General features: G+C 34.9%; 16 protein-coding genes and 1 pseudogene. 8 read left to right on the forward strand and 9 right to left on the reverse strand.

Features of this window, described 5'->3' with window-relative positions:
- Positions 1 to 38 precede the first annotated feature (38 nt).
- The 3 genes from QYS49_RS16320 (at position 39) to QYS49_RS16330 (ending at position 2831) form a co-directional block, all read left to right on the forward strand.
- Positions 39 to 740, forward strand: coding sequence for a hypothetical protein (locus QYS49_RS16320; RefSeq protein ID WP_308348828.1), 702 nt, complete (start codon positions 39 to 41; stop codon positions 738 to 740).
- 173 nt (positions 741 to 913) lie between these two features.
- The gene (locus tag QYS49_RS16325; RefSeq protein WP_308348829.1) at positions 914 to 1267 is read left to right on the forward strand and encodes a SnoaL-like domain-containing protein; all 354 of its coding nucleotides are present in this window, start codon (positions 914 to 916) and stop codon (positions 1265 to 1267) included.
- Positions 1268 to 1664: 397 nt separating this feature from the next.
- Entirely contained in the window at positions 1665 to 2831 is a 1167-nt protein-coding gene (locus QYS49_RS16330; RefSeq protein ID WP_308348830.1) for a class I SAM-dependent methyltransferase, read from the forward strand.
- Between the two features lie 135 nt (positions 2832 to 2966).
- Here QYS49_RS16330 and QYS49_RS16335 read toward each other — a convergent pair whose 3' ends face one another.
- The 3 genes and pseudogenes from QYS49_RS16335 to QYS49_RS16345 all read right to left on the reverse strand — a co-directional run.
- Positions 2967 to 3326 carry a hypothetical protein gene (locus tag QYS49_RS16335; protein ID WP_308348831.1) on the reverse strand — a complete coding sequence of 120 codons (360 nt, stop codon included), beginning with the start codon at positions 3324 to 3326 and terminating at the stop codon, positions 2967 to 2969.
- Positions 3326 to 3898, reverse strand: a complete 573-nt coding sequence (locus QYS49_RS16340; RefSeq protein WP_308348832.1) for an RNA polymerase sigma factor — start codon at positions 3896 to 3898, stop codon at positions 3326 to 3328. Before QYS49_RS16340 ends, QYS49_RS16335 begins: the two co-directional genes overlap by 1 nt.
- A gap of 115 nt (positions 3899 to 4013) precedes the next feature.
- A pseudogene (locus tag QYS49_RS16345) lies at positions 4014 to 4235 on the reverse strand (DUF559 domain-containing protein); the annotation flags it as partial.
- Positions 4236 to 4420: 185 nt separating this feature from the next.
- On the opposite strand from QYS49_RS16345, the gene QYS49_RS16350 reads away from it, so the two are divergent.
- The 3 genes from QYS49_RS16350 (at position 4421) to QYS49_RS16360 (ending at position 7822) form a co-directional block, all read left to right on the forward strand.
- Positions 4421 to 4789: a DUF6249 domain-containing protein gene (locus QYS49_RS16350; protein ID WP_308348833.1), complete on the forward strand. Its 369-nt coding sequence runs from the start codon at positions 4421 to 4423 to the stop codon at positions 4787 to 4789.
- 241 nt (positions 4790 to 5030) lie between these two features.
- Positions 5031 to 7454 carry a penicillin acylase family protein gene (locus tag QYS49_RS16355; protein WP_308348835.1) on the forward strand — a complete coding sequence of 808 codons (2424 nt, stop codon included), beginning with the start codon at positions 5031 to 5033 and terminating at the stop codon, positions 7452 to 7454.
- Entirely contained in the window at positions 7451 to 7822 is a 372-nt protein-coding gene (locus QYS49_RS16360; RefSeq protein WP_308348837.1) for a hypothetical protein, read from the forward strand. Before QYS49_RS16355 ends, QYS49_RS16360 begins: the two co-directional genes overlap by 4 nt.
- 599 nt (positions 7823 to 8421) lie before the next feature.
- On the opposite strand, the gene rnr is transcribed toward QYS49_RS16360, so the two are convergent.
- Together rnr and QYS49_RS16370 are read right to left on the reverse strand one after the other, a co-directional pair.
- Positions 8422 to 10587, reverse strand: a complete 2166-nt coding sequence (gene rnr, locus QYS49_RS16365) for a ribonuclease R (protein WP_308348839.1) — start codon at positions 10585 to 10587, stop codon at positions 8422 to 8424.
- 60 nt (positions 10588 to 10647) lie between these two features.
- The gene (locus tag QYS49_RS16370) at positions 10648 to 11382 is read right to left on the reverse strand and encodes a 3'-5' exonuclease (RefSeq protein ID WP_308348840.1); all 735 of its coding nucleotides are present in this window, start codon (positions 11380 to 11382) and stop codon (positions 10648 to 10650) included.
- A 415-nt stretch (positions 11383 to 11797) separates the two neighbouring features.
- Between QYS49_RS16370 and pgi the strand changes: the two genes are divergently transcribed.
- Together pgi and QYS49_RS16380 are read left to right on the forward strand one after the other, a co-directional pair.
- Positions 11798 to 13450 (forward strand): glucose-6-phosphate isomerase, encoded by a 1653-nt coding sequence (gene pgi, locus QYS49_RS16375; protein WP_308348842.1) that lies wholly within the window; start codon positions 11798 to 11800, stop codon positions 13448 to 13450.
- Between the two features lies 1 nt (position 13451).
- Positions 13452 to 14675 carry a BaiN/RdsA family NAD(P)/FAD-dependent oxidoreductase gene (locus tag QYS49_RS16380; protein WP_308348844.1) on the forward strand — a complete coding sequence of 408 codons (1224 nt, stop codon included), beginning with the start codon at positions 13452 to 13454 and terminating at the stop codon, positions 14673 to 14675.
- A 28-nt stretch (positions 14676 to 14703) separates the two neighbouring features.
- On the opposite strand, the gene QYS49_RS16385 is transcribed toward QYS49_RS16380, so the two are convergent.
- The 4 genes from QYS49_RS16385 to QYS49_RS16400 are packed head-to-tail and all read right to left on the reverse strand — an operon-like array spanning position 14704 to position 20877.
- A complete protein-coding gene (locus QYS49_RS16385; RefSeq protein WP_308348846.1) occupies positions 14704 to 15549 on the reverse strand; it encodes a CheR family methyltransferase in 846 nt (281 codons plus the stop codon).
- The gene (locus tag QYS49_RS16390) at positions 15539 to 18454 is read right to left on the reverse strand and encodes a PAS domain S-box protein (protein ID WP_308348848.1); all 2916 of its coding nucleotides are present in this window, start codon (positions 18452 to 18454) and stop codon (positions 15539 to 15541) included. Before QYS49_RS16390 ends, QYS49_RS16385 begins: the two co-directional genes overlap by 11 nt.
- Entirely contained in the window at positions 18444 to 19052 is a 609-nt protein-coding gene (locus QYS49_RS16395; RefSeq protein WP_308348849.1) for a hypothetical protein, read from the reverse strand. The genes QYS49_RS16390 and QYS49_RS16395 overlap by 11 nt, the downstream gene beginning before the upstream one ends.
- A 4-nt stretch (positions 19053 to 19056) precedes the next feature.
- Positions 19057 to 20877 carry a chemotaxis protein CheA gene (locus QYS49_RS16400; RefSeq protein WP_308348851.1) on the reverse strand — a complete coding sequence of 607 codons (1821 nt, stop codon included), beginning with the start codon at positions 20875 to 20877 and terminating at the stop codon, positions 19057 to 19059.

A 20877-nucleotide genomic window follows, 5' to 3' on the forward strand; every position in this document is an offset into this window, starting at 1 on the left:
GTTAAATTCCTCAGATAATTATTTTAAATTAAAACAAAATGAAAAGTTACTTACTGTTACTATACAAACTCATCAACTACAATGTCAAGGTGATATTCGCAAACAAGTTCATTTATTTTGTGGTGGCGTCCTTTTTGTTTTTTGCTTTTATTATCACCATTGCCATTTTTGATGACCCTGATTTTAATGAGGCGGTAATCTATGGTTTCCTAGTGTTTCCTGGATTACTGCTGATCTTCTACCCTATGGCTTATGGTATTCAAAACGATGATGATTCGAAGATGCTAGAGACCATTTTCGGCATTCCAAATTACCGCTATAAAGTATGGCTTGTACGATTTGTCTTGGCAGTGGGTGTTGCATTTGTAATTCTTCTGGTTTTGGGTAGCATTGCGAATTTCACCCTTTACCGATTTAATTTGCTGCCAATGGTGGGGCAAGTACTTTTCCCTATTCTTTTTCTTTCTTCATTAGCTTTTATGCTTTCCACTTTAATCAAAAATGGAAATGGTACGGCAATAGTCATTGTCATTGTATCCTTCATCTTTTTTGTATTTGCAAAACCATTGGAATTTAGTGTGTATAATGTATTCCTTAATCCCTTCTCAGAACCACGAGAAATGAGTGAGTTCATCTGGCATAGTATTATATTTAAGAACCGAATATACTTGTTGGTTGCCAGTGCCCTTTGTCTGCTCTATGGGATGTTCAATTTACAGTTTAGGGAGAAGTTTATCTAGGAGTCAATAGTACAAAACTCTTTTTACTACTGGGGTATTGTAGTCATCTAGGGACAAGACAAGGAGATTACCAAAGTCATTTAGATTCTTTTCAAAAAGAAATTTATAATTTACAAAACTTTTTGCTAAATTACATGTATATACATATATGTTATTACATTAAAATAAAAACTATGACACTAAGAGAAAAAACACAAGACATTTACAACTTAATAGGTGAAGGAAAATTATTAGATGCATTCGACAAATATTATGGAGAGAATGTAGTAATCACCGAGCCAAGAGGAACTTGGAAAGGCAAAGCTGAATGCAGAAAGCACGAGGAAGAATTTTTAGGAATGATTAAGGAATTTCATGGAATGGAAGTTCATGCCATTACTTCTGATGAAGAAGCAGGTGTGGTAATGCACGAAACTTCTATGGATGTGACTTTCCAAGATGGAAACCGCGTAAATATGGAGCAGGTAGGTGTGCAGAAATGGGAAGACGGTAAAATCGTTCACGAACGTTTTTACTACCAAGGTTAATTCATAGATAAATTTCAGTTAAAAGCAGGCTATTTTAGTCTGCTTTTTTTATTTCTCTACTACATAACAAGAAATCAAATCAGACAAAAAAAGTTTTATTAAGCAGCTTAAATCCAGCTAAAGCTGGAAATATAACCACAAAGTCACAAAGAAAACAGCCAAAGGCTGTTTAGTCGAACATTTATGTCCCTTTATAAAGATTGTACATTGTTATCTCACTTTAAGTTCAGTCTATAAGGCTGTGATGACTTGATTTGAGAATCAATTGCTTCTATTAATCAAACTCAGAATATTAGATTCATAATAAATAATTAGTTCTCTTAAAACTACTTAATCTATTCCTAATATTCATTTCAATTCGGTTAATTTACTAAGCTTCCGTAGCTTTGCAACTGAGATGGATGAAACACAACAATTTTTTCAGGAAATAGAGAAATCTCTTAAGGAGGATTCTTTTGTAAAGCTTACCTTAAGTAAACCTATACGAAAGTCGGAAGATTTAGAAAATGTTTACTTGCGTGAAGTAGCTATTAAGGACGAAAAAATGATCTCTTTTACCTATCGTTTCAAAACAAATGACCAGGTAAAAAACTATACATTTGAAGAAGCTATAAAGGAATTAGAGAATCTACTGCAGAATTCTTTTCGCATCGCCACCTTATTTACTTTAGAGAAAGATATTGCCATTCGATTCAATAAAAAGGGAAAAGCCACTATTACAAATAATCCTCCTACCTTCAGCGATAAACTGCCTGCCGATCACGATAAGCAGAAAGTGAAGCGCGCTTCTGAAAGCGAGTTTTTATTTCACTTGGGGATAAAGGATAAGCAGGGGAAAGTTATTCCTAAAATGGCTGATAAATTTAAGCAGATTAACAAATACTTAGAAATCATCGATGGATTACTCAAATCTACTTCCCTTCCTAAAAAAATAAATATCGTAGATATGGGATCTGGCAAAGGCTATTTAACATTTGCTCTCTATGATTTCTTGCGCAATACGCGAAAGCTAGATGTTCAAGTTACGGGTATAGAGCTAAGGGGAGAACTTGTAACCTATTGTAATGAGGTAGCTAAAAAGTGTGAATATCATGATCTGTCCTTTGTTTCAGAAAGGATAGAAAACTATGATGAGGCAAAAATAGATATATTGATAGCACTACATGCGTGCGATACTGCTACGGACGATGCCATTTATAAAGGTTTAATATCCAAATCTTCATTAATCATATGTGCTCCTTGCTGTCATAAGCAGGTGCGACAAAGTGTAAAAGGAACGGCTCAGGAAAATCCCATTCTAAAATATGGTATTTTCAAAGAACGTCAATTTGAAATGGTAACCGATACAATACGTGCACTGCTATTGGAGAAGAACCAGTACAACACCAAAGTATTCGAATTTATCTCAAACGAACATACACGAAAAAATGTGATGTTGGTGGGTTCAAAGGCAAGTAAAGCACCTAATATAGAAGCAATTGATGCTAAAATAGAGGGGCTCAAGAAGGAATACGGAGTAGCTGAACACTATTTAGAGACACAATTAGATAAAGGTTTTAGATAAAAAAGCGCTCTTTTAGAACTTATACAGTTTATGAGATACTCTCAAAAATAATATTAGGGTATTTTTTAAAGCCAGTGACTTAGATATAAACTATCTCACCTCCTACTATTTCTTTACTGCATGTCATTAATCTTACTATCTAAAACTGAAGTTTTTCTTTTCCCACCAGATCCAAATCCAAAAACCAGCTGCAATAGCTAATGAAGCCATTAAAAAACTGAAATGAATATTAAAACTTATCCAAGATGATCCAATTTCAGGTAAAGAAAGATCAAATAAACCAAATTGAGTATCGGTAAGCAAAAATGTAGAAATAATTAAGCCTATGAAAACAAGCGGGATTAGATAGCCTACAACTGACCTACTACTTTTGATTGAAAGCCGTGTTTTTGAAGTTTCTATTGCTTCAATTCTGCGCATTGTCTTAGTGGAAAATCCGTAAGAAGGACCTTCATTGCTTTCCTCTAATATTTTTTTTATTTCCTTATCTTCCATCATCTTATACTTTCTATTTCATATTTTAGCATTTGCTGAAGATGTCCTTCCAAACGCTTTCTTGCTCGGTGCAGTTGTACTTTTACAGTATTCCTATTGATGCCTGTAATTTCTTCAATTTCCTTTAATTCACACTCATTTTGATAATAAAGTGTTAGTAAAGTGTTTTCTTGAGGACTCATTTTAGTTAAGGCCTTTTGGATAAAATCCTTACGCTCTGCATCCAATAAATCTTTCATCCCATGATTATTGATAGAACTATCTAGTTTATCATCATCCAACTCCTCAGAAAAGCCAAGCCGCTTATTAGCTGAAATTTTATTTAAGCTGTTATTATAGGTAATTCTATAAAGCCAAGTGCTAAATTTAGAATTTCCTTTAAATGACTTCATTCTTCTATAAGCTTTCACAAAACTATCCTGCGCAACCTCCTCAGCATCTTCCCTATTCTTGATGATCCTAAAAGCCAAATTAAAAACTTGCTTTTCATACAGCAATATGATTTCATTAAAAGCCTGGGTTTCCCCTTGCTTTACTTTTTGGATGATATTGAGAATACTTTTTTCTTCCACTGCTTATTGTTACTTCCATTTGACAAGTTGAAAGTAATGGTGGTTACAACAATTTAAAGTTATTTATTAAAATTGGCTTTCATATTAATAAATACTAATTCAGTTATTGCTAAAATCACCCCGACAATTCCCTCAAGGGGATAACCTCTCTGTATTTATCAACCATTAAGGCTTCTTCATTGTCATGTGAAGAACCATCCACCTTAATTGCCAATATAAGTTCATGGCAATAAAAATCCACAATGTAATTATCTGTTGGAAATTGCCGATGATATTGGAAGCCTAATTTTCTACCTTTTATTTGCTCCCTAAGCAATATTTCCGCCAATGTGCTGTCTTTTCTTAACTCTCAAGCTTTTTCTTTTAAATACAGTTTATTAGGAATAATTTTATTTTTGGTCAAAACGCAGAATAATTTTAAGTACTAAATTAACAAAAATCACTAAGGTTGCTGTAACCACGCCACCATTTCACTTGTCCAAAGGCTGTAAATCAAAATTTAAAAATAAAAAAAATAAAATCATGGAAGCAGCCATTACATTTATCAGCTTATTTGCCACTATTTTCGGTATTAGCTATTATTTCCTTTACACCAGAAACAAAGAAAGACTTGCAATGATAGAATCAGGGGCTGATGCCTCACTATTTCAAGCTCCAAAACTCAACAGAAAAAGACATCCAGTTTACAGTGTTGCCTTAGTACTAGGCATGATGGCCATGGGAATTGGTTTAGGTATTATCTTCGCTGTTCTCTTCGATCATTCAATTGAATTGAAAAATGGAAATGAAGAGGCCTTTTATTTTTCAGGGATCTTTATTTTTGGTGGACTAGGATTAGTGAGTTCATTCTTAACCTTGAGATGGTTGGATAAAAAAGATGAAGAGAAATAATTAAACTCAAATTTAGAATGCCAAATAAAAGCCAAGATTGATATTCAACACATAGTGATATCAATCTTGGCATTTAATTTTAGCATCAGATTGTCTTTTTTGATGAAAAACTAAGTAAATCCCTTACTTTTTAATGTCTCTACATAAGTTTTATTACGTCCACCTCAATTTTTATAGCTTTCCATTATATTATAAATCCAATTTTTTATACATTAGGCGATGATTTAAAGCTTCATTCCCTATGAATTTTATAAAATTTATTTTTCCATTTCTAATTTCCTTGGCTTTAATTGTTGGGCTCAATAACAAATTGGGACAAGTTCCGCCATTAGGTAAGTTTCTGGATCCGTATAACGGTTTTTGGGCTAATTCCGAAAATCAGGACATAGCATTTGAAGTAAGTCCTTCAATACCAGGACTTAATGAAAAAGTGAGCATTTATTATGATTCCATTTTAATACCGCATGTTTATGCCAATAATGATCATGATTTATACATGGCACAAGGCTATGTAACGGCACAAAATCGCTTATGGCAAATGGAATTTCAAACGCATGCCTCAGGTGGCAGGGTTTCCGAAATTATAGGGAAAGATGCATTAGATTTTGACCGATATCAAAGAAGAAACGGTCTACTTTATGGTGCTGAAAAAGCCGTGAAATTAATGGCAGAAGACCCAACCATTGGGCCATTATTGAATGCCTATACTGAAGGAATAAATCAATATATTGCCTCCTTAGAATATAAAGACCTTCCTATTGAATATAAATTATTGGATTACAAACCTGAAAAATGGTCTAATTTAAAATCTGGATTACTTTTAAAATACATGGCTGATGATTTAGCAGGTGGAGATGCTGATGCCGAAAACACTCAGCTTTTAAAAATGCTAGGGAAAGAAAGATTTAATTTCTTATTTCCTGATAGATATAAAGATTTTGACCCTGTAATTCCAAAAAGCAGGGACTGGGATTTTGAAGCCGAAACTATTGAAAGACCTGATTCTATTGAGTTCCCATTGGTTTTTCCGGATAATAAAGCTCCACAGCCTGATCCACAAAATGGAAGTAACAATTGGGCTGTTCATGGAAGTAAAACCTCAACAGGCAAACCAATACTGGCAAATGATCCGCATTTAGGCTTAAATCTACCTTCTATATGGTATGTGATGCACTTAAATTCACCAACTGTGAATGTATTTGGCTCTACTCTTCCTGGAGCTTTGGGCGTAATTATTGGATTTAATGATAATGTTTCTTGGGGGGTAACCAATGCAACTAGAGATGTGAGAGATTGGTACCACATTACTTTTAAGAGTGATGAGAAAAAGGAATATAGGTACAATGGAAAATGGCTAAAAACCCAAAAAGTAATTCAAGAATTTAAAGTCCGTGGAAATGAAAATTACTATGATACTATTTACTATACTCACCATGGCCCAATTGTGTATGATGAGAGTTTCCGATCGGAAAACAGCAAAACCAATTTTGCCTTAAGGTGGACTGCTCATGATCCCTCTAATGAACAATTAACTTTCCATTTGCTAAACAGAGCTAAAAATTATGATGATTATGAAAAAGCTTTAACTTTTTATGACTGTCCAGCACAAAACTTTGCTTATGCTGATGTTCATGGTGATATAGCTTTATGGATTAATGGAAAATTCCCATTACGCTGGGAAGAACAAGGTAAATTTATCATGGATGGCTCAAGAGCCGATATGGATTGGGCAGGTTTTATCCCACGAGAGCACAATGCCTATATGAAAAATCCTAAACAAGGATATTTAAGTTCTGCGAATCAAATTCCTGTAGATAGCACTTACCCTTATTACCATTATGACAGAGGTTTTGAGCACTATAGAAACCGAAGATTGAATCAAAAATTAGAAACCTTGCAGAATATCACAGTGGAAGATATGATGCGATTACAAAATGATAATTTCTCTCTTTTAGCATCCGATATCTTGCCAAGTATTTTGGATAGTCTAAACCGAAATAATATGAGTGAGCCTGAAAAAATTGCTTTTGATGCCTTATCCAATTGGAATTTTATGGCTGACCAAGATGCTATAGCCCCTGCATATTTCGAAATATTATGGGATGATTTGTACAAAAATTTATGGGATGAGTTTTATGGATTGGATAATAAAGTCCGAAGACCTGAATTGCCTGTTACGGTTGAAATTTTAAAAGAACATCCAGAAGAAAAATATATCGACAATCAAAATACAGACATAAAAGAAAGCATTTCTGATTTATATCATATGAGCTTTAAATCTGCAGTTGATTCTGTAGAGAACTGGAAATCTGCTAATGAAAAGGAATTGACTTGGAGTAATTTTAAAAATACCACAGTTCAGCATTTGGCGAGATTAGCTCCATTTAGTACGGATAATATTCAGATTGGAGGTAATAAACATATCTTAAATGCAACCTCAGGAAGGCATGGTCCTTCATGGAGAATGGTTGTTTCATTAGAACAGCCAATCAAAGCATATGGAGTATATCCTGGTGGTCAATCAGGGAACCCTGGTAGCTATTACTATGATAACTTGATTGAGCCTTGGAGCGATGGAGAATATTATGAATTGGAAAATAAAGCCAATGCATCCGATCTTAACAACATTATTTTCACTCAAACTTTAACACCTGAAGCAAAATGAAATTTATCATCAGAACGATAATAATTGTAGTAGCAGCACATTTTTCTTTGCTTTATTTCCCATGGTGGTCAATGGCAATTTGTGCTTTTTTCGCAGGAGCAATTATAGCGGGTAAAAACTTAAGCACTTTCTTCAGCGGATTTATAGGGCTTGGTTTTTTATGGTTGATTCAGGCATTTATAATCCACAATGACTCAAGCGGCATATTATCCAATAAAATTGCAGAGCTATTCGGCTTGAGTGATGGAATTTATATGGTGATAATTTCAGGAATTGTAGCTGGCCTTGTAGGTGGATTCAGTACGTTGAGTGGTTTCCGCTTCCGCAGAATCTTTAGTAGAGATAAAAGTAGAGGGTTGTATAGATAGGCTGCTTAATTCGTGTACTTAAAAGAGTTTTATTAAAAATATCTAATCTGTCCTGAGAAGCTCGCACCAGCTATGTTGTTTCCAGCTGCTTGCATCTGTTCTAAATAAAGCACAAAATCAGATAAGATCGTCATTCCTGCGAAACCTGTCCCGCACTAAAAGTCGGGAGGCAGTAATCTATTGATTTTAACCAAAGGTTAAAATACCAGAAAAGCTAAAAAATATTTCAATCGAATCAATTATACTCATTACCTTTTGGATAAGAGTATTAAAACTTCGTTTCAATAGACAAGACCCCTACCTTCACAGGGATGACGCAAGGAACACAATGAATTTCGCTGTGTTCCTAATGTAATTCTCCGTGAAACTTCATGGTAAACTTAGTACAACTCCATGGTAAAAACTTTACAGCCTTTGGCTGTCCTTTTGTTTTCTTTTAAATCTTGTCCCGATAAATACGGGACAAGTCGTGGTTAAAAAAATTCAGCTCAGCTATGTTTTTTTAGTGACCTTTGTGTAAAACTTAGTGCAACTCTGTGGTTAATCCTTTACAGCCTTTGGCTGTCTTTTGTGGTTAACCCAATTCAGCTTTAGTTGAATTACTTTTCTTCCTTCTCACAAAATTCCAAGTCAATTGTTCTTTTATCAATATCAGTAGCTTTCACTCTTACTGTTACAGGATCACCAAGTGTAATCATTCGCTTATTGTTCCTTCCTATGATTCTGTAATTCTTTTCATCAAATTCATAGTAATCATCCGTCATATCGACTAAACGAACCATACCCTCGCATTTGGTTTCTATGATTTCCACGAAAATACCCCATTCGGTTACGCCTGTTACCAAGCCGTCAAATGCTTTATCTTCAACAGAAGCCATAAATTCAACTTGCTTATACTTGATAGAAGCTCTTTCTGCATCAGAAGCTCTTTTCTCCATTTCTGAAGAATGCAAACATTTAGATTCGTATTCTTCAGCATTCACTGATTTCCCCTGATCTAAATAATGTTGCAACAATCTGTGCACCATCACATCAGGATAACGTCTGATAGGAGAAGTGAAATGCGTATAATATTGAAATGCCAATCCAAAGTGAAATGAATTTTTGGTGGTGTATTTTGCCTTTGCCATTGAACGAATCGCTAAACTTTCCAGTACATTTTGCTCTGGTTTGCCATTAATATCATTCATCAAAGCATTTAATGATTTAGCCACCGCTTTTTCTTCAATTTCTAACTCATGACCAAATCTTTTAGCAAAAATGGAGAATGTGCTCAATTTCTCCGGATCAGGATAATCGTGCTGACGATATACAAAAGTCAATTTCTGATCTCCCTTTTTCTTAGTCGCAATAAATTCAGCCACTTTTCTATTGGCTAAAAGCATATATTCCTCCACCAATTTATGTGCATCCTGTCTGATTTTTGGAATAACACCTAATGGTTTTCCATTTTCATCTAGTTTGAATTTTACTTCCACCGATTCAAAAGCAATTGCACCGTGTTTAAAGCGAGTTTCTTTTAGTTTTTTTGCAATTGAATTTAGAGTTGTTAATTCCTCAACATGATCTCCAATTCCAGCTTCTAAAATTGCTTGCGCATCTTCATAAGCAAATCTTCTGTCGGAATGCGTGATGGTTCTACCAAACCATTCATTATGAATAACACCATTGTTATCCAGCTCAAAAATGGCTGAAAAAGTGAATTTATCTTCATTCGGTCTAAGTGAACATAGTCCATTTGAAAGTCTTTCGGGCAACATCGGGATGGTTCTATCCACTAAATAAACCGAAGTGGCTCTGTGAAAAGCTTCTTCTTCCAGTAAAGTACCGGGCTGTACGTAATATGTTACATCTGCAATATGAATCCCAATTTCATAATGACCATTTTCCAACTTTTTAAAAGAAATAGCATCATCAAAATCTTTGGCATCTTCTGGATCAATGGTGAAAGTAGTGGTATCACGCATATCCCTTCTTTTCGCAATTTCCTTTTCAGGTAATTGATCACTGATCTTTTCTGATTCTTTGATGACCGCATCTGGAAATTCCATTGGCAATTCAAATTCTGCCATAATGGAGTGGATTTCTGCTTCGTTCTCCCCAGCTTTTCCTAAAACTCGAATCACTTTAGCTTCAGGTTTTCTGTCTAAATCTCCCCAGCTTTTGATTTCTACAATTACTTTATCCTGATGCTCTGCCCCACCCAGTTTATCGTTATTGATAAAGAAATCGGTATGGATATAGCGGCTGTCAGGAATCATGAAGGCATAGCGAACGGATTTATCAATTCGACCTACAAATTGTGTTTTAGCTCTCTCAACTACCTCAATTACTTTTCCTTCTTCCCTGCCGTCTTTATTTTTCTTGGTTACGACTACTTTTACAGTATCCTTGTGAAAAGCACCTTTCAGTTTTTCGGTTTTCACCACAATATCAGTTTCTCTGTCTTCAGAAATGATATATGCCAATCGAGGATTAACATGATCTACTTTACCAATGATGAATTCCGGTTCTTTTATAGAGACGTAGGTTGCTCTGGAAGCTTTTTCAATTTTCCCTTCTTTCAGCAATTCTACTAACACTTTGTCAATCAAGCGCTTCGCCTCAGCTGTATTACTACCAATTGCTTTGGCAATATTCCTTACAGTAAATGATTTATCTAGATTAAAATCTAAAATTTGAAGAACTTCTTGTTTTAGTTCAGGTATGCTTTTAATTATTCTTTTAGGCTTTTTTACGCCTTTTTTATTTCTTTTTTTACTCATGTTTAAATTTAATATGTTTTGAAAAGGATGTGATTAAGTGAATATGAAGAAATCAATAAATCACTCATCCTTAACTTTAATGATTTGCTCTTCTTGCAAGATGGGTTGACCTTTCATTTTAAGATACAATTGACAAGTGAGCACTACATCTTTTTCACAATATTCGGCAATTCTTTCTAAATCACCTTCTTTATAATAGACTTCATATACTTGACTTCCGTCAATATCGTCTTTACTCGTGGGTAAATCAAATATATGTGCCAGTAAATCTAATTTTGTATAATGCTTTCGGTCTCCGAATTTCCACATTTCCAATGTGTCCAGGTAAGGAGTTTGCCAAGGCTTCATGGATGAAACGTCCAATACTGAAGGAAGTTTTAAGCCATTTACCAAGATCCGTCTGCAAATGTACGGAATATCAAACTCTTTGATGTTATGTCCGCAAATTACTGAATTCGTATCCTCTACCTTTTGTAAAATTGGAATGAGGTTATTGAGCAGTTTTGCTTCATCTTCATCCGCTAAAGTCGTCACTCTCAGTTTTCTGTTTTTCTCATTTCCATGCATCCACCCTAAAGAAACGACTACAATTTTCCCAAATTCCGCATAAATTCCTGCTCTTTGATAAATCTCTTCTTCTGTTTCTTCATTTTTAGTAAGAAAAGAAGCTTTATGTTGCCACAAAGATTGTTCTTTTTCGGATAAATCAGTGTAATTCTCCGCTTGGGGAACGGTTTCTATATCAATAAAAAGTACAGCCATTTTTGGTTCATTCAGGGTTGAAGTTCGGCTCAAATTATGGAAAATATCGGAAAGAAGGAAAGTTTGATGTAGGAAGTTGGGAGTGGGGTGTAGGATGAAGGGTGAAGCCCCTTAATACCCTAATAATGCTATTAAGTTAATGAAATTTCCTTAGCGAGTTTTTTCGCTAAAGCGAAAAAACTCGCTAAGGAAAATAACCAAGGTTATTTTTTAGGATTATAGTAAAAGATGAGAATTCAAAGCTTAACTTAATAACATTGAATTCCCCAATGGGGGGAAATAAATGGGGTAAATATTGGAAGTTTAAAGCTCGAGCTATGAAACCTGAAGTCTAGATACTAGATCCAATCTAGATTCTATAATTTCAACAAAAACCTTACTAAAACTATCTTTTTAACGTTTAGACTTTAACTTTGCGTAGAATTTTAAGCTAAGACTTTATTTAACAATGACATATATATCACCGATTGAAACCAAGAGTTGGAAAAAGCTAGAGAAACATTATAAAAACACTAAGGATGTCCATCTCAAAACACTTTTTGAAGGGGATAAAGACAGGTTTGAAAATTTCAGTTTAAATACTGAATCACTTTTTATAGATTTTTCTAAAAACAAAATCACAGAAGAAACGATCAGTTTACTTTTGGATTTAGCAGTGGAAATGGAATTGCCTGAAGCCATCGAGTCAATGTTTGAGGGTGATAAAATCAATCAAACTGAGGGTCGAGCTGTCTTACATACTGCTTTAAGGAATTTCTCTGATCACCAAGTTATGGAATCTGGACAGGATGTGATGCCATTGGTGAAAAATGTGAGAAAGCAAATGGAGGTCTTTAGCCAAAAAATACATTCTGGTGAATGGAAAGGATATTCTGGCAAAGAAATCAAGCACATTGTCAATATTGGGATTGGTGGTTCAGATTTAGGGCCTGTTATGGTGACAGAAGCCTTAAAGCCGTACAAAGTAAAAGGAATCGAGAGCTATTTTGTATCGAATGTGGATGCTACTCATATCGCTGAAGTTCTTCAAAAAATTGATCCTGAAACAACTTTATTTCTGATTGCCTCCAAAACTTTCACCACACAGGAGACCATGACCAATGCCCATACGGCAAGAAAATGGTTTTTGGAAAATGGTGGAACTGAAGAAACCATCAAAAAGCATTTTGTGGCGCTCAGCACCAATAAAACTGGAGTTGAAAAATTTGGGATCGACCCAGCCAATATGTTTGAATTTTGGGATTGGGTAGGCGGAAGATATTCGCTTTGGTCTGCTATTGGATTATCCATTGCCTTGAACATAGGCTATGATAATTTTGAAGAACTATTGAAAGGAGCGCATGAAATGGATAATCATTTCAAGGAATCACCATTATCAGATAACGCACCAGTTCTTTTAGCTTTGATTGGCGTTTGGTACAATAATTTTTATAAGGCAGAAACAGAAGCTATTTTACCTTATGATCAGTATTTACATCGGTTTGCTGCTTATTTCCAGCAGGGGGATATGGAAAGCAATGGAAAATCAGTGGACAGAAATGGAAAACCAGTAGATTACCAAACAGGTCCGATTGTTTGGGGAGAACCGGGCACAAATGGCCAACATGCATTTTACCAATTAATTCATCAGGGGACCAAAATGATTCCTTGTGATTTCATTGCACCTGCTGTTTCACATAATCCTATAGGGGATCATCACCAAAAATTATTAGCTAATTTCTTTGCTCAAACAGAAGCATTGATGAATGGAAAAACAGAGAAAGAAGCTCGTCAGGAATTAGAGCAAAAAGGCATGAAACCGGAAGAAATTCTAAAATTATTGCCTTTTAAAGTATTTGAAGGGGATAATCCAACCAATTCAATATTGATGAAGAAGATAACTCCTAAAAGCCTGGGGAGCTTAATAGCACTTTATGAGCATAAGATTTATGTTCAAGGAATTATCTGGAACATTTTCAGCTTTGACCAGTGGGGAGTGGAATTAGGAAAGCAATTAGCAGGTTTAATCCTTCCAGAATTGGAGCATGACAATCCTGTAATTGGACATGACGCTTCAACTAATGGCTTGATTAATGAGTATAAGAGGTTGAGAGAAGATTAAATTGACCAAAATCACAATCATAGGAGCTGGTGCAGCAGGCATTTTTGGGTCTATTAATATTGCAGCCAAAAATCCTGATGCAGAAGTGGTAGTGTTAGAGAAATCCTCTAAGCTTTTAGCCAAGGTGAAAATCTCAGGTGGTGGAAGATGCAATGTCACGAACGTCTGTCAAGAGCCAAAAGAACTTATCAAAAACTATCCAAGAGGAAATAAAAAGCTTAAAAAAGCATTTGAGGATTTTGGCACTGTTGATACTGTTAACTGGTTTGAAAGCAGAGGGGTAAAGCTCAAAGCAGAGGCAGACGGTAGGATGTTTCCAATTACGGATGATTCTCAAACCATTATCGACTGCCTTCTACATGAATGTAAAAAGTATAAAGTTGAAATTAAAACAAAAGTCTCGGTAGAATCCATTGAGAAAACTGAATCTGGTTTTCTGTTAGATATAAAAGGTGCTGAAAAAATTGAATGTAATAAGATCTTAGTAGCTACTGGAGGTCATAATAAATTAGAAGCTTTTCAATGGTTAGCTGATTTAGGGCATAGCATTTCAGAGCCTGTCCCCTCTTTATTTACTTTCAACTTACCAAAATCAAGCATAACTGAATTGTCAGGTGTTAGTGTTCAAGATGTTGAAGTGAAAATAGCAGGAACTAAGCTTTCACACCAAGGACCATTATTGATTACGCATTGGGGATTGAGTGGACCTGCCGTACTCAAACTTTCTGCGTGGGGAGCCAGAATTTTACATGAAAAGAATTACGAATACTCAGTATTGGTAAATTGGCTTAAAACTACAAATGAGGAAGAAACCCGTCAAGTATTAACTGAATTTCAAGCTCAGAATCCTAAAAAGATGCTTTTTAATAGCAATCCATTTCAACTACCGAAAAGATTGTGGGAATACCTTCTGACAAAAAGTGAAATAGATGAAGAACTACGCTGGAATAATTTTTCAGGAAAGAAATTCAATAAACTTGTAAACCACCTGATTGCAGACTTATATGAGGCTTCCGGCAAAACCACTTTTAAAGAGGAATTTGTTACTGCTGGTGGTGTTAAATTAGGTGATGTCAATATGCAAACCATGGAAAGCAGAAAATGCCCGGGACTTTATTTCGCTGGAGAAGTTATTGATATTGACGGTGTAACGGGTGGTTTTAACTTCCAGGCGGCCTGGACTACCGGCTGGTTAGCTGCTGAAGGGATGAGTAATATTGATTGATATTCAAGACTACCCTCCCTCATAGCTTTTATAGTTTCCGAAATATCCTTTGCCGAAGATCATAATACTCAAATCTTTCTTCAGGCAAATAATTTAGCATACTATCCAGAAAACCAATAATAAAGAATCCTCCTGGCTTTAAAGCTTTATAAATTTTCTCCATCACCTTTTCCTTTGCAGGTCCATCAAAGTAAATCAAAACATTTCTACAGAAAATGATATCGTACTGATCAACTCCATAATCTTCCATTATGAGATTAGAATTTTTAAACTTCACTTTATCTAAAAAATACGGTTTCAGAATAATCTCATTTTCATCTTCTTTAAAATATCGATAGAGATCAGCTTTTGAATTATACAGTTTTAAATTTCTTTCATACTCTGATAGTTTCGGTTTTATAATTCTTCCACTTTGAGCCTTTTCTAAGGCATTGGATGAAATATCAGTAGCTAAACTTCTTACTTTATCTCGAAATCCTAGCTCATCCCAAACAATTGCAGTAGTAAATATCTCTTCACCTGAAGAACAACCCGCATGCCATACATTAACTCTATATTGGTTCGAAAAATGTTCTTCACAAACCGATTTAAATGTTTTCCAATACTCTGGATCTCTAAAAAGAGAGGTCAGCCCTACTGATACTTCATTGATGAAATCATGCACAAAATCTTTATCTTTAAGGGTACGACTCCACAAATCAAAGCTAGATTTAAAATTGAATTTGCGATAAATTCTCTGCAATCTTCTTTTAAAGGATTTAGATTCATAATTAAAGAAATCTATGCCATACCTCTTCATAATAGCATCTTGAATAGAGCGCATTTCTGCATCACTAATTTCGACTCCTGTCGATATTATTGGGTCAATTGACATTTTTTAATTTTAGGTTTTGTTCTACCATCCCTGTAAATAGAATGATGATTTTATCTAGTTCTAAATCAAGATTCTGGACACCTGCCATACTCACTTTTGAGTTTACCCATTCTCCATCATTTGTCTTAAATTCAAGATAGGTTTCCACTTTTTTCCCTTCATCTAAATCCTTTAAGATATCTTTAGGTTTAGTTCCATTCGCTAATCTAAAGTCTTTACTAAATTCCACTTTCTTCAAAGTCATTCTGCTGTAGCCAGAAGCTTCGAAAAATAATGGGTTCGCATTTTTCAAGCTAAAATCAGTATTCAATTCTAAGATTGGGATTACGCCTTTCATAGCCGTAACAGAACCGCCCAGTTCGTTTAATTTCTGCTTAGATTTAGTAGTGAATTGAGCTAATAAAAGTACCTTCTCCAGATTTTGTTCATTATCATAAATCGGATTGATAGTTCCTGAAAGCCATACTTCATGACCATTTTTATCGACTTGCTTGAATTCCCCAGAGAAGAACTTACCACTTTGCAGGCTTTCCCACATTAGTTGATATTGAGGTTTGAAACGGTCTTTTTCGGGTAATAAATCAAAATAAGATTTACCTTGAATATCCTCCAATTTAAATCCCGTTATACTCAAATAGATTTCATTGGCTTTAACGATTTTTCCTTTTTTATCGAACTCCAATGAACCAATGGTTTTATTGATGGCCTCCATGTGGTTCATCAATTCAACTTGCTGTCTTTCATTTTCACGTTCTAAGGTTTTTTCTTGTGTGATATCATTTGCAAATTTCACTACTTTTATGGCATTTCCGTTGATATCAAAAATAGGATTGAAAACGCACTTTAAAATCACTTTCTTACCTGATTTGGTATAGCGTTCAAATTCATCCGTAACGAACTCACCCTTTGCCAATCTCTCCCATAGTTGTTTATATTCTTTTGACTTAGAAGTGTATTGATCAACCATTGATTCATCATGCTTTCCAATTAACTCCTCTTTCTCATAGCCGATGATATCCAGATAGTTTTGATTGACATCTATTACAAATCCCTTTGTATCAAATTCAATTACTGCATTAGATCTGCCAATTGCTTCCAACTTATATTTAGCATCCAAAGCAGATTTCTTGGTGGCAGTAATATCTGCCTGAACTGCTATGAAGTTTTGTAATTCTCCATTTGCATCACGCACAGGATTGATGGCTAAAGAAACCCAATACGTTCTTCCATCTTTGGCGTAATTAAGAATTTCCTCATTTATTGGTTTTTCTTCTTTTAATAATTGGCTGATTTTCTTTTTGGTCTCCTGATTAGTTTCAGGTCCTTGCAAAAATTCACCAGGTTTCCTACCTCTTATTTCCTCCAGTTTATAGCCCGTCATGTTTTCAAAGCCTGAATTCACATATTCAATCAACCCTTCTTTATCTGTAATGATGACTGAATTATCAGTATTGTCGGCTACCAAAGATAATCGTCTTTGTTCCTCTTCATTGGCTACTCTTTCAGAAATATCCTGGCCTAACATCAAGATTTTTTTAAGATTACCATTGGTGTCTAAAACAGGTGAATAAGAAGCTTCAATCCAAACTTTTTCCTTTTTAGAAGTACGAGTTTCATACTCTACAATATGATTATTACCCGCCTGTACTTTTCTCCATATTTCACCACATCGCTCTGGGTTTTTACAGATATTTTCATGTTTTTTATGTTTAATATCAGCCTCTTCCCACTTCAAAAATTCTTTAAATTTTTGATTGGCTGATATAACATTGCCCTCCACATCAAATTCTGCCTTTAATAAAGTATTATTAATTGCACTGAATACACCATCAAGCTCAAGTTGGTTTCGTGACATCTCCTCTTGAGTAGCCTCCATTTCCTCTATATTTTGGCGCATTTCCTCCTCATTAGCTTGCAGTTCATTAGACATCTTTTGAGATTCTACTAACAATTGTTGCGTATTTTCATTAACCTGAATTACCGCTACGGAAGCTGCAATATTCTTCGCTAAATCTTTCAGAAATTCAATTTGGTAATCTTCTAATACCTTGAATGAAGCCAATTCCATTGCGCCTACCATTTTCTCATCGCTAATTAATGGAATTATCAAAATATGACGGGGCGTGGCATGACCTAAACCAGAAGTGATTTTAACATACTGTTCGGGAACATCAGTAATGTAAATCAGATCTTTCTCCTGCATACACTGACCAACCAATCCTTCTCCTTTTGAAATTTTTTTATTGGCAAGTTTTCTTCGCTCATAGGCGTAGCAACCAATCATTTCCAAATATTCTTCATCATCTTCTTTTCCTGCCAAGAAAATAGCACCTTGATTTCCCTCAACATATTTTACGGTTTCACTGACAATGTGAAAACCAAAATCTTTCATATTTTCATTATAGGTGCGCAGTAGTTCAGAAAATTTAGCTAAACCTTCTGCTTGCCAAGCACTCTTTTCCTCTTTGCTTCTAAATTTTATAAGCTCAGATTGAAGATTTATAACTGCTTTAGAAAGATGATTGGCGTTATCTTCAGTCAATTCAATTTTTTCACCTTCTGCTATGGCATTTATCCACTCTGTAGCTTGTTTGATTTTTTGTCTATTGGACAGGATATCCTGATAGAAATTTCGGGTCCATTTATTAGAAGACTTCACTTCAAATTTTGAATCATCAACACTTAGGTCGGTTCCTAGATCTGATATTCGTTTGATACCTTTTCGTTCTCGAACATAATTTAAAACCATTATGAAAAAGAAAACAAATGCTATGGCGTAAATACTAAGGTGGTAGAAAGGGTTTAAGCTTTTGAAAACTAGGGTTAGCAAAATACTAGCAATAAAAGCTACTAACATTCCACCAAAGCCTACTATTAAAAACCTATGAGTTCTATCAATTCGCATGACTAAATTTCTTTTGGTTCAATACAGAAAAGAATTGCTTATCCAAAATCCAGATGAAATAGGGGCTGATTTTCATATTATCTTCAAATGAAAAATTAGCTGAAGACAGGATAGCAAACATATTTTCATTATGCTCTATTTCATCTTGCAACCATTCTCTATTAGCTTCATCAGGATATATTATTTTGGGAACATCTCCATAGATCTTCAAATTCAACTGATTGGATAGCTCAGTAATGACCGCTGCTGAAACCATATTATCGACTTCTTTTAAAATGATTTCTGCAAAATCAGGATTTGATTGCAAACTTTTCATTTTTTGAATCAACATATCAGGAACTGCTTGAGCATCTTTCTCGCTGAAAACCAAATAACTTCTTCCCTTCGCCTCCCCAATGATATCTGTTATCAAAATGGATGGCTTCTTAGTTTTGATTATTTTTTGTAATAAATCAGGAGCCTCTCCAAAGAATAATTCGAAATTCTTAACATTTACCTTTTCGCCAGACAAACTAGAAAATGATTGACTCGCTTTTTCATATCCTTTTAGGAATATTTCTTGAGCTACTGATTTTAATTCTTTACTAATTTTGTCCATAAGACTAGGCTACAGCAGTAGCATTTACATTTACTGAATGATTAAATAATTTTTGTATGATTTGCGGGATATTAATCACCAAACAAACCTTTCCATTTCCTAAAATGGTCACACCGCTTACATAGCGTACAAAGTCGACAGGCTTTTTCAAAGGCTTCTCAACTATCTCCTTCTGCTGAAGTAACTTATCAACTACTAATCCTAATTTTTTACCGTTGTAATGCACTAAAACCACATTCCATTTCTGATTTGATTCTAAAGCTTCTGCTCTTTTTGAGGCCTCTGCAGGAAAGAATAAATCTCTCAGAAAAACAGTTTCTATGGTTTGGTCTTGATGATTAATCATCAAGCGGTTTTGAATTTTATAAATTTCTTTTCTCTCCAATGAAAGTACAGCATCCGTATAAGTTAGCGGCACTGCATATTGACTATGACCTACTTCAAATAAAAGTGTGGATTTTACTGCCATAGAAGAAGGCAAAATCAAAGAAAACACTGAGCCTTTACCAGCTTCAGTTTGCACTTTAATATTTCCTCCAACAGAATCAATGGCTTTCTTCACTACATCCATCCCTACTCCACGGCCTGACATGCTATTTACAGCATCATTTGTTGAAAAACCAGGTTCAAAAATGAAAGAAATGATTTCCTCCTGCGTCATTTTATCTAAGGCAGAAGCTTCCACCCAACCTTTTTGAGCAACCTTTTTCTTGATTTTTTCTACATCAATTCCTTTTCCGTCATCTTTAATATCAATGATTACTCCTTCACTTTCATTCCTAGCCGATAAGGTCAATTTTCCAATTGCATCTTTTCCCTCCCCTTTTCGATCTGCTTCGCTTTCAATTCCATGACCGATTGCATTTCTTATCAAATGGATTAGCGAATCAGAAATAATTTGTAAGATGTTTCTATCGATTTCAGTTTCGCTTCCTTCAATTATCAAATCCACTTGTTTTTTCTCGGAAGTGGCTGCATCACGTACCACTCTGTGGAATTTATTAAACAGAAAACCGACTTGCACCAAGCGAACATCCATTACAGAATATTGCAAATCAGAAGATACTCGCTTTAGGCTATTGAATTCATTTCTTGAAACATTCGCTTCATGACTGGTGATTAATCTATCTCTTTCTATGATCAATTCACCTACCAAGTTCAAAAGGTTATCCAATTTCTCCACTGGCACTTGCACCATATCAGAAAAACTGATTTTCTTGGCATCCTTCTCTTCAGCAGTTATCATTTCTTTTTCCTCCTCAACTGGCATTGCCTTCTTAGGTTGATTAGATTGATATTCTTCCACCTGAGCTTGCAATTCTTCTAACTGCTGCTCTTCCTTTTTAGGTTTAGATGCAGTCTTTTTAGCTTTTGATGCTGGCTTCTTTGCTACAGGTTTTTTTGTAGTCTTAGTGTCTTCCTGAGACTTTTCATCTTTACGACTATTTTCTACTATCACTTCTAATTTGCGCTGAATTCCTCTATACTTAACAGTTAAGCTATCGTCAGTAAGCGATTGCACTAATTCCTTAAGTGTATCTACTGCTTTGAAAAGAGTAGTGAAAATATCCTCCTCAATTTGAATATTTGACTGCTTGATTTCAGAAAATAAATCCTCCAATGCATGAGCGAATTTTGAAATCACTTCAAACCCCATTCCTGCAGCATTCCCTTTTAAGGTATGTGTGATTCTGAAAATAGAATCAATAGTCTTTTGATCAGAAGAAGATTTCTCTAATTGTGTTAAGAGTGTTTCCAGCTCTTCCACATTTGAATTAGCTTCTGAAATAAATAATTTTTTATATTCTTGCTCTTTGTTAGACAT

This window comes from Marivirga salinae (assembly GCF_030503855.1).
Lineage (GTDB): Bacteria > Bacteroidota > Bacteroidia > Cytophagales > Cyclobacteriaceae > Marivirga > Marivirga salinarum.

Coding starts and splice junctions, on each gene's coding strand:
- QYS49_RS16320 (WP_308348828.1), top strand. CDS start 39: ATGAAAAGTTACTTACTGTTACTATACAAACTCATCAACTACAATGTC.
- QYS49_RS16325 (WP_308348829.1), top strand. CDS start 914: ATGACACTAAGAGAAAAAACACAAGACATTTACAACTTAATAGGTGAA.
- QYS49_RS16330 (WP_308348830.1), top strand. CDS start 1,665: ATGGATGAAACACAACAATTTTTTCAGGAAATAGAGAAATCTCTTAAG.
- QYS49_RS16335 (WP_308348831.1), bottom strand. CDS start 3,326: ATGGAAGATAAGGAAATAAAAAAAATATTAGAGGAAAGCAATGAAGGT.
- QYS49_RS16350 (WP_308348833.1), top strand. CDS start 4,421: ATGGAAGCAGCCATTACATTTATCAGCTTATTTGCCACTATTTTCGGT.
- QYS49_RS16355 (WP_308348835.1), top strand. CDS start 5,031: ATGAATTTTATAAAATTTATTTTTCCATTTCTAATTTCCTTGGCTTTA.
- QYS49_RS16360 (WP_308348837.1), top strand. CDS start 7,451: ATGAAATTTATCATCAGAACGATAATAATTGTAGTAGCAGCACATTTT.
- rnr (WP_308348839.1), bottom strand. CDS start 10,587: ATGAGTAAAAAAAGAAATAAAAAAGGCGTAAAAAAGCCTAAAAGAATA.
- pgi (WP_308348842.1), top strand. CDS start 11,798: ATGACATATATATCACCGATTGAAACCAAGAGTTGGAAAAAGCTAGAG.
- QYS49_RS16385 (WP_308348846.1), bottom strand. CDS start 15,549: ATGTCAATTGACCCAATAATATCGACAGGAGTCGAAATTAGTGATGCA.
- QYS49_RS16390 (WP_308348848.1), bottom strand. CDS start 18,454: ATGCGAATTGATAGAACTCATAGGTTTTTAATAGTAGGCTTTGGTGGA.
- QYS49_RS16395 (WP_308348849.1), bottom strand. CDS start 19,052: ATGGACAAAATTAGTAAAGAATTAAAATCAGTAGCTCAAGAAATATTC.
- QYS49_RS16400 (WP_308348851.1), bottom strand. CDS start 20,877: ATGTCTAACAAAGAGCAAGAATATAAAAAATTATTTATTTCAGAAGCT.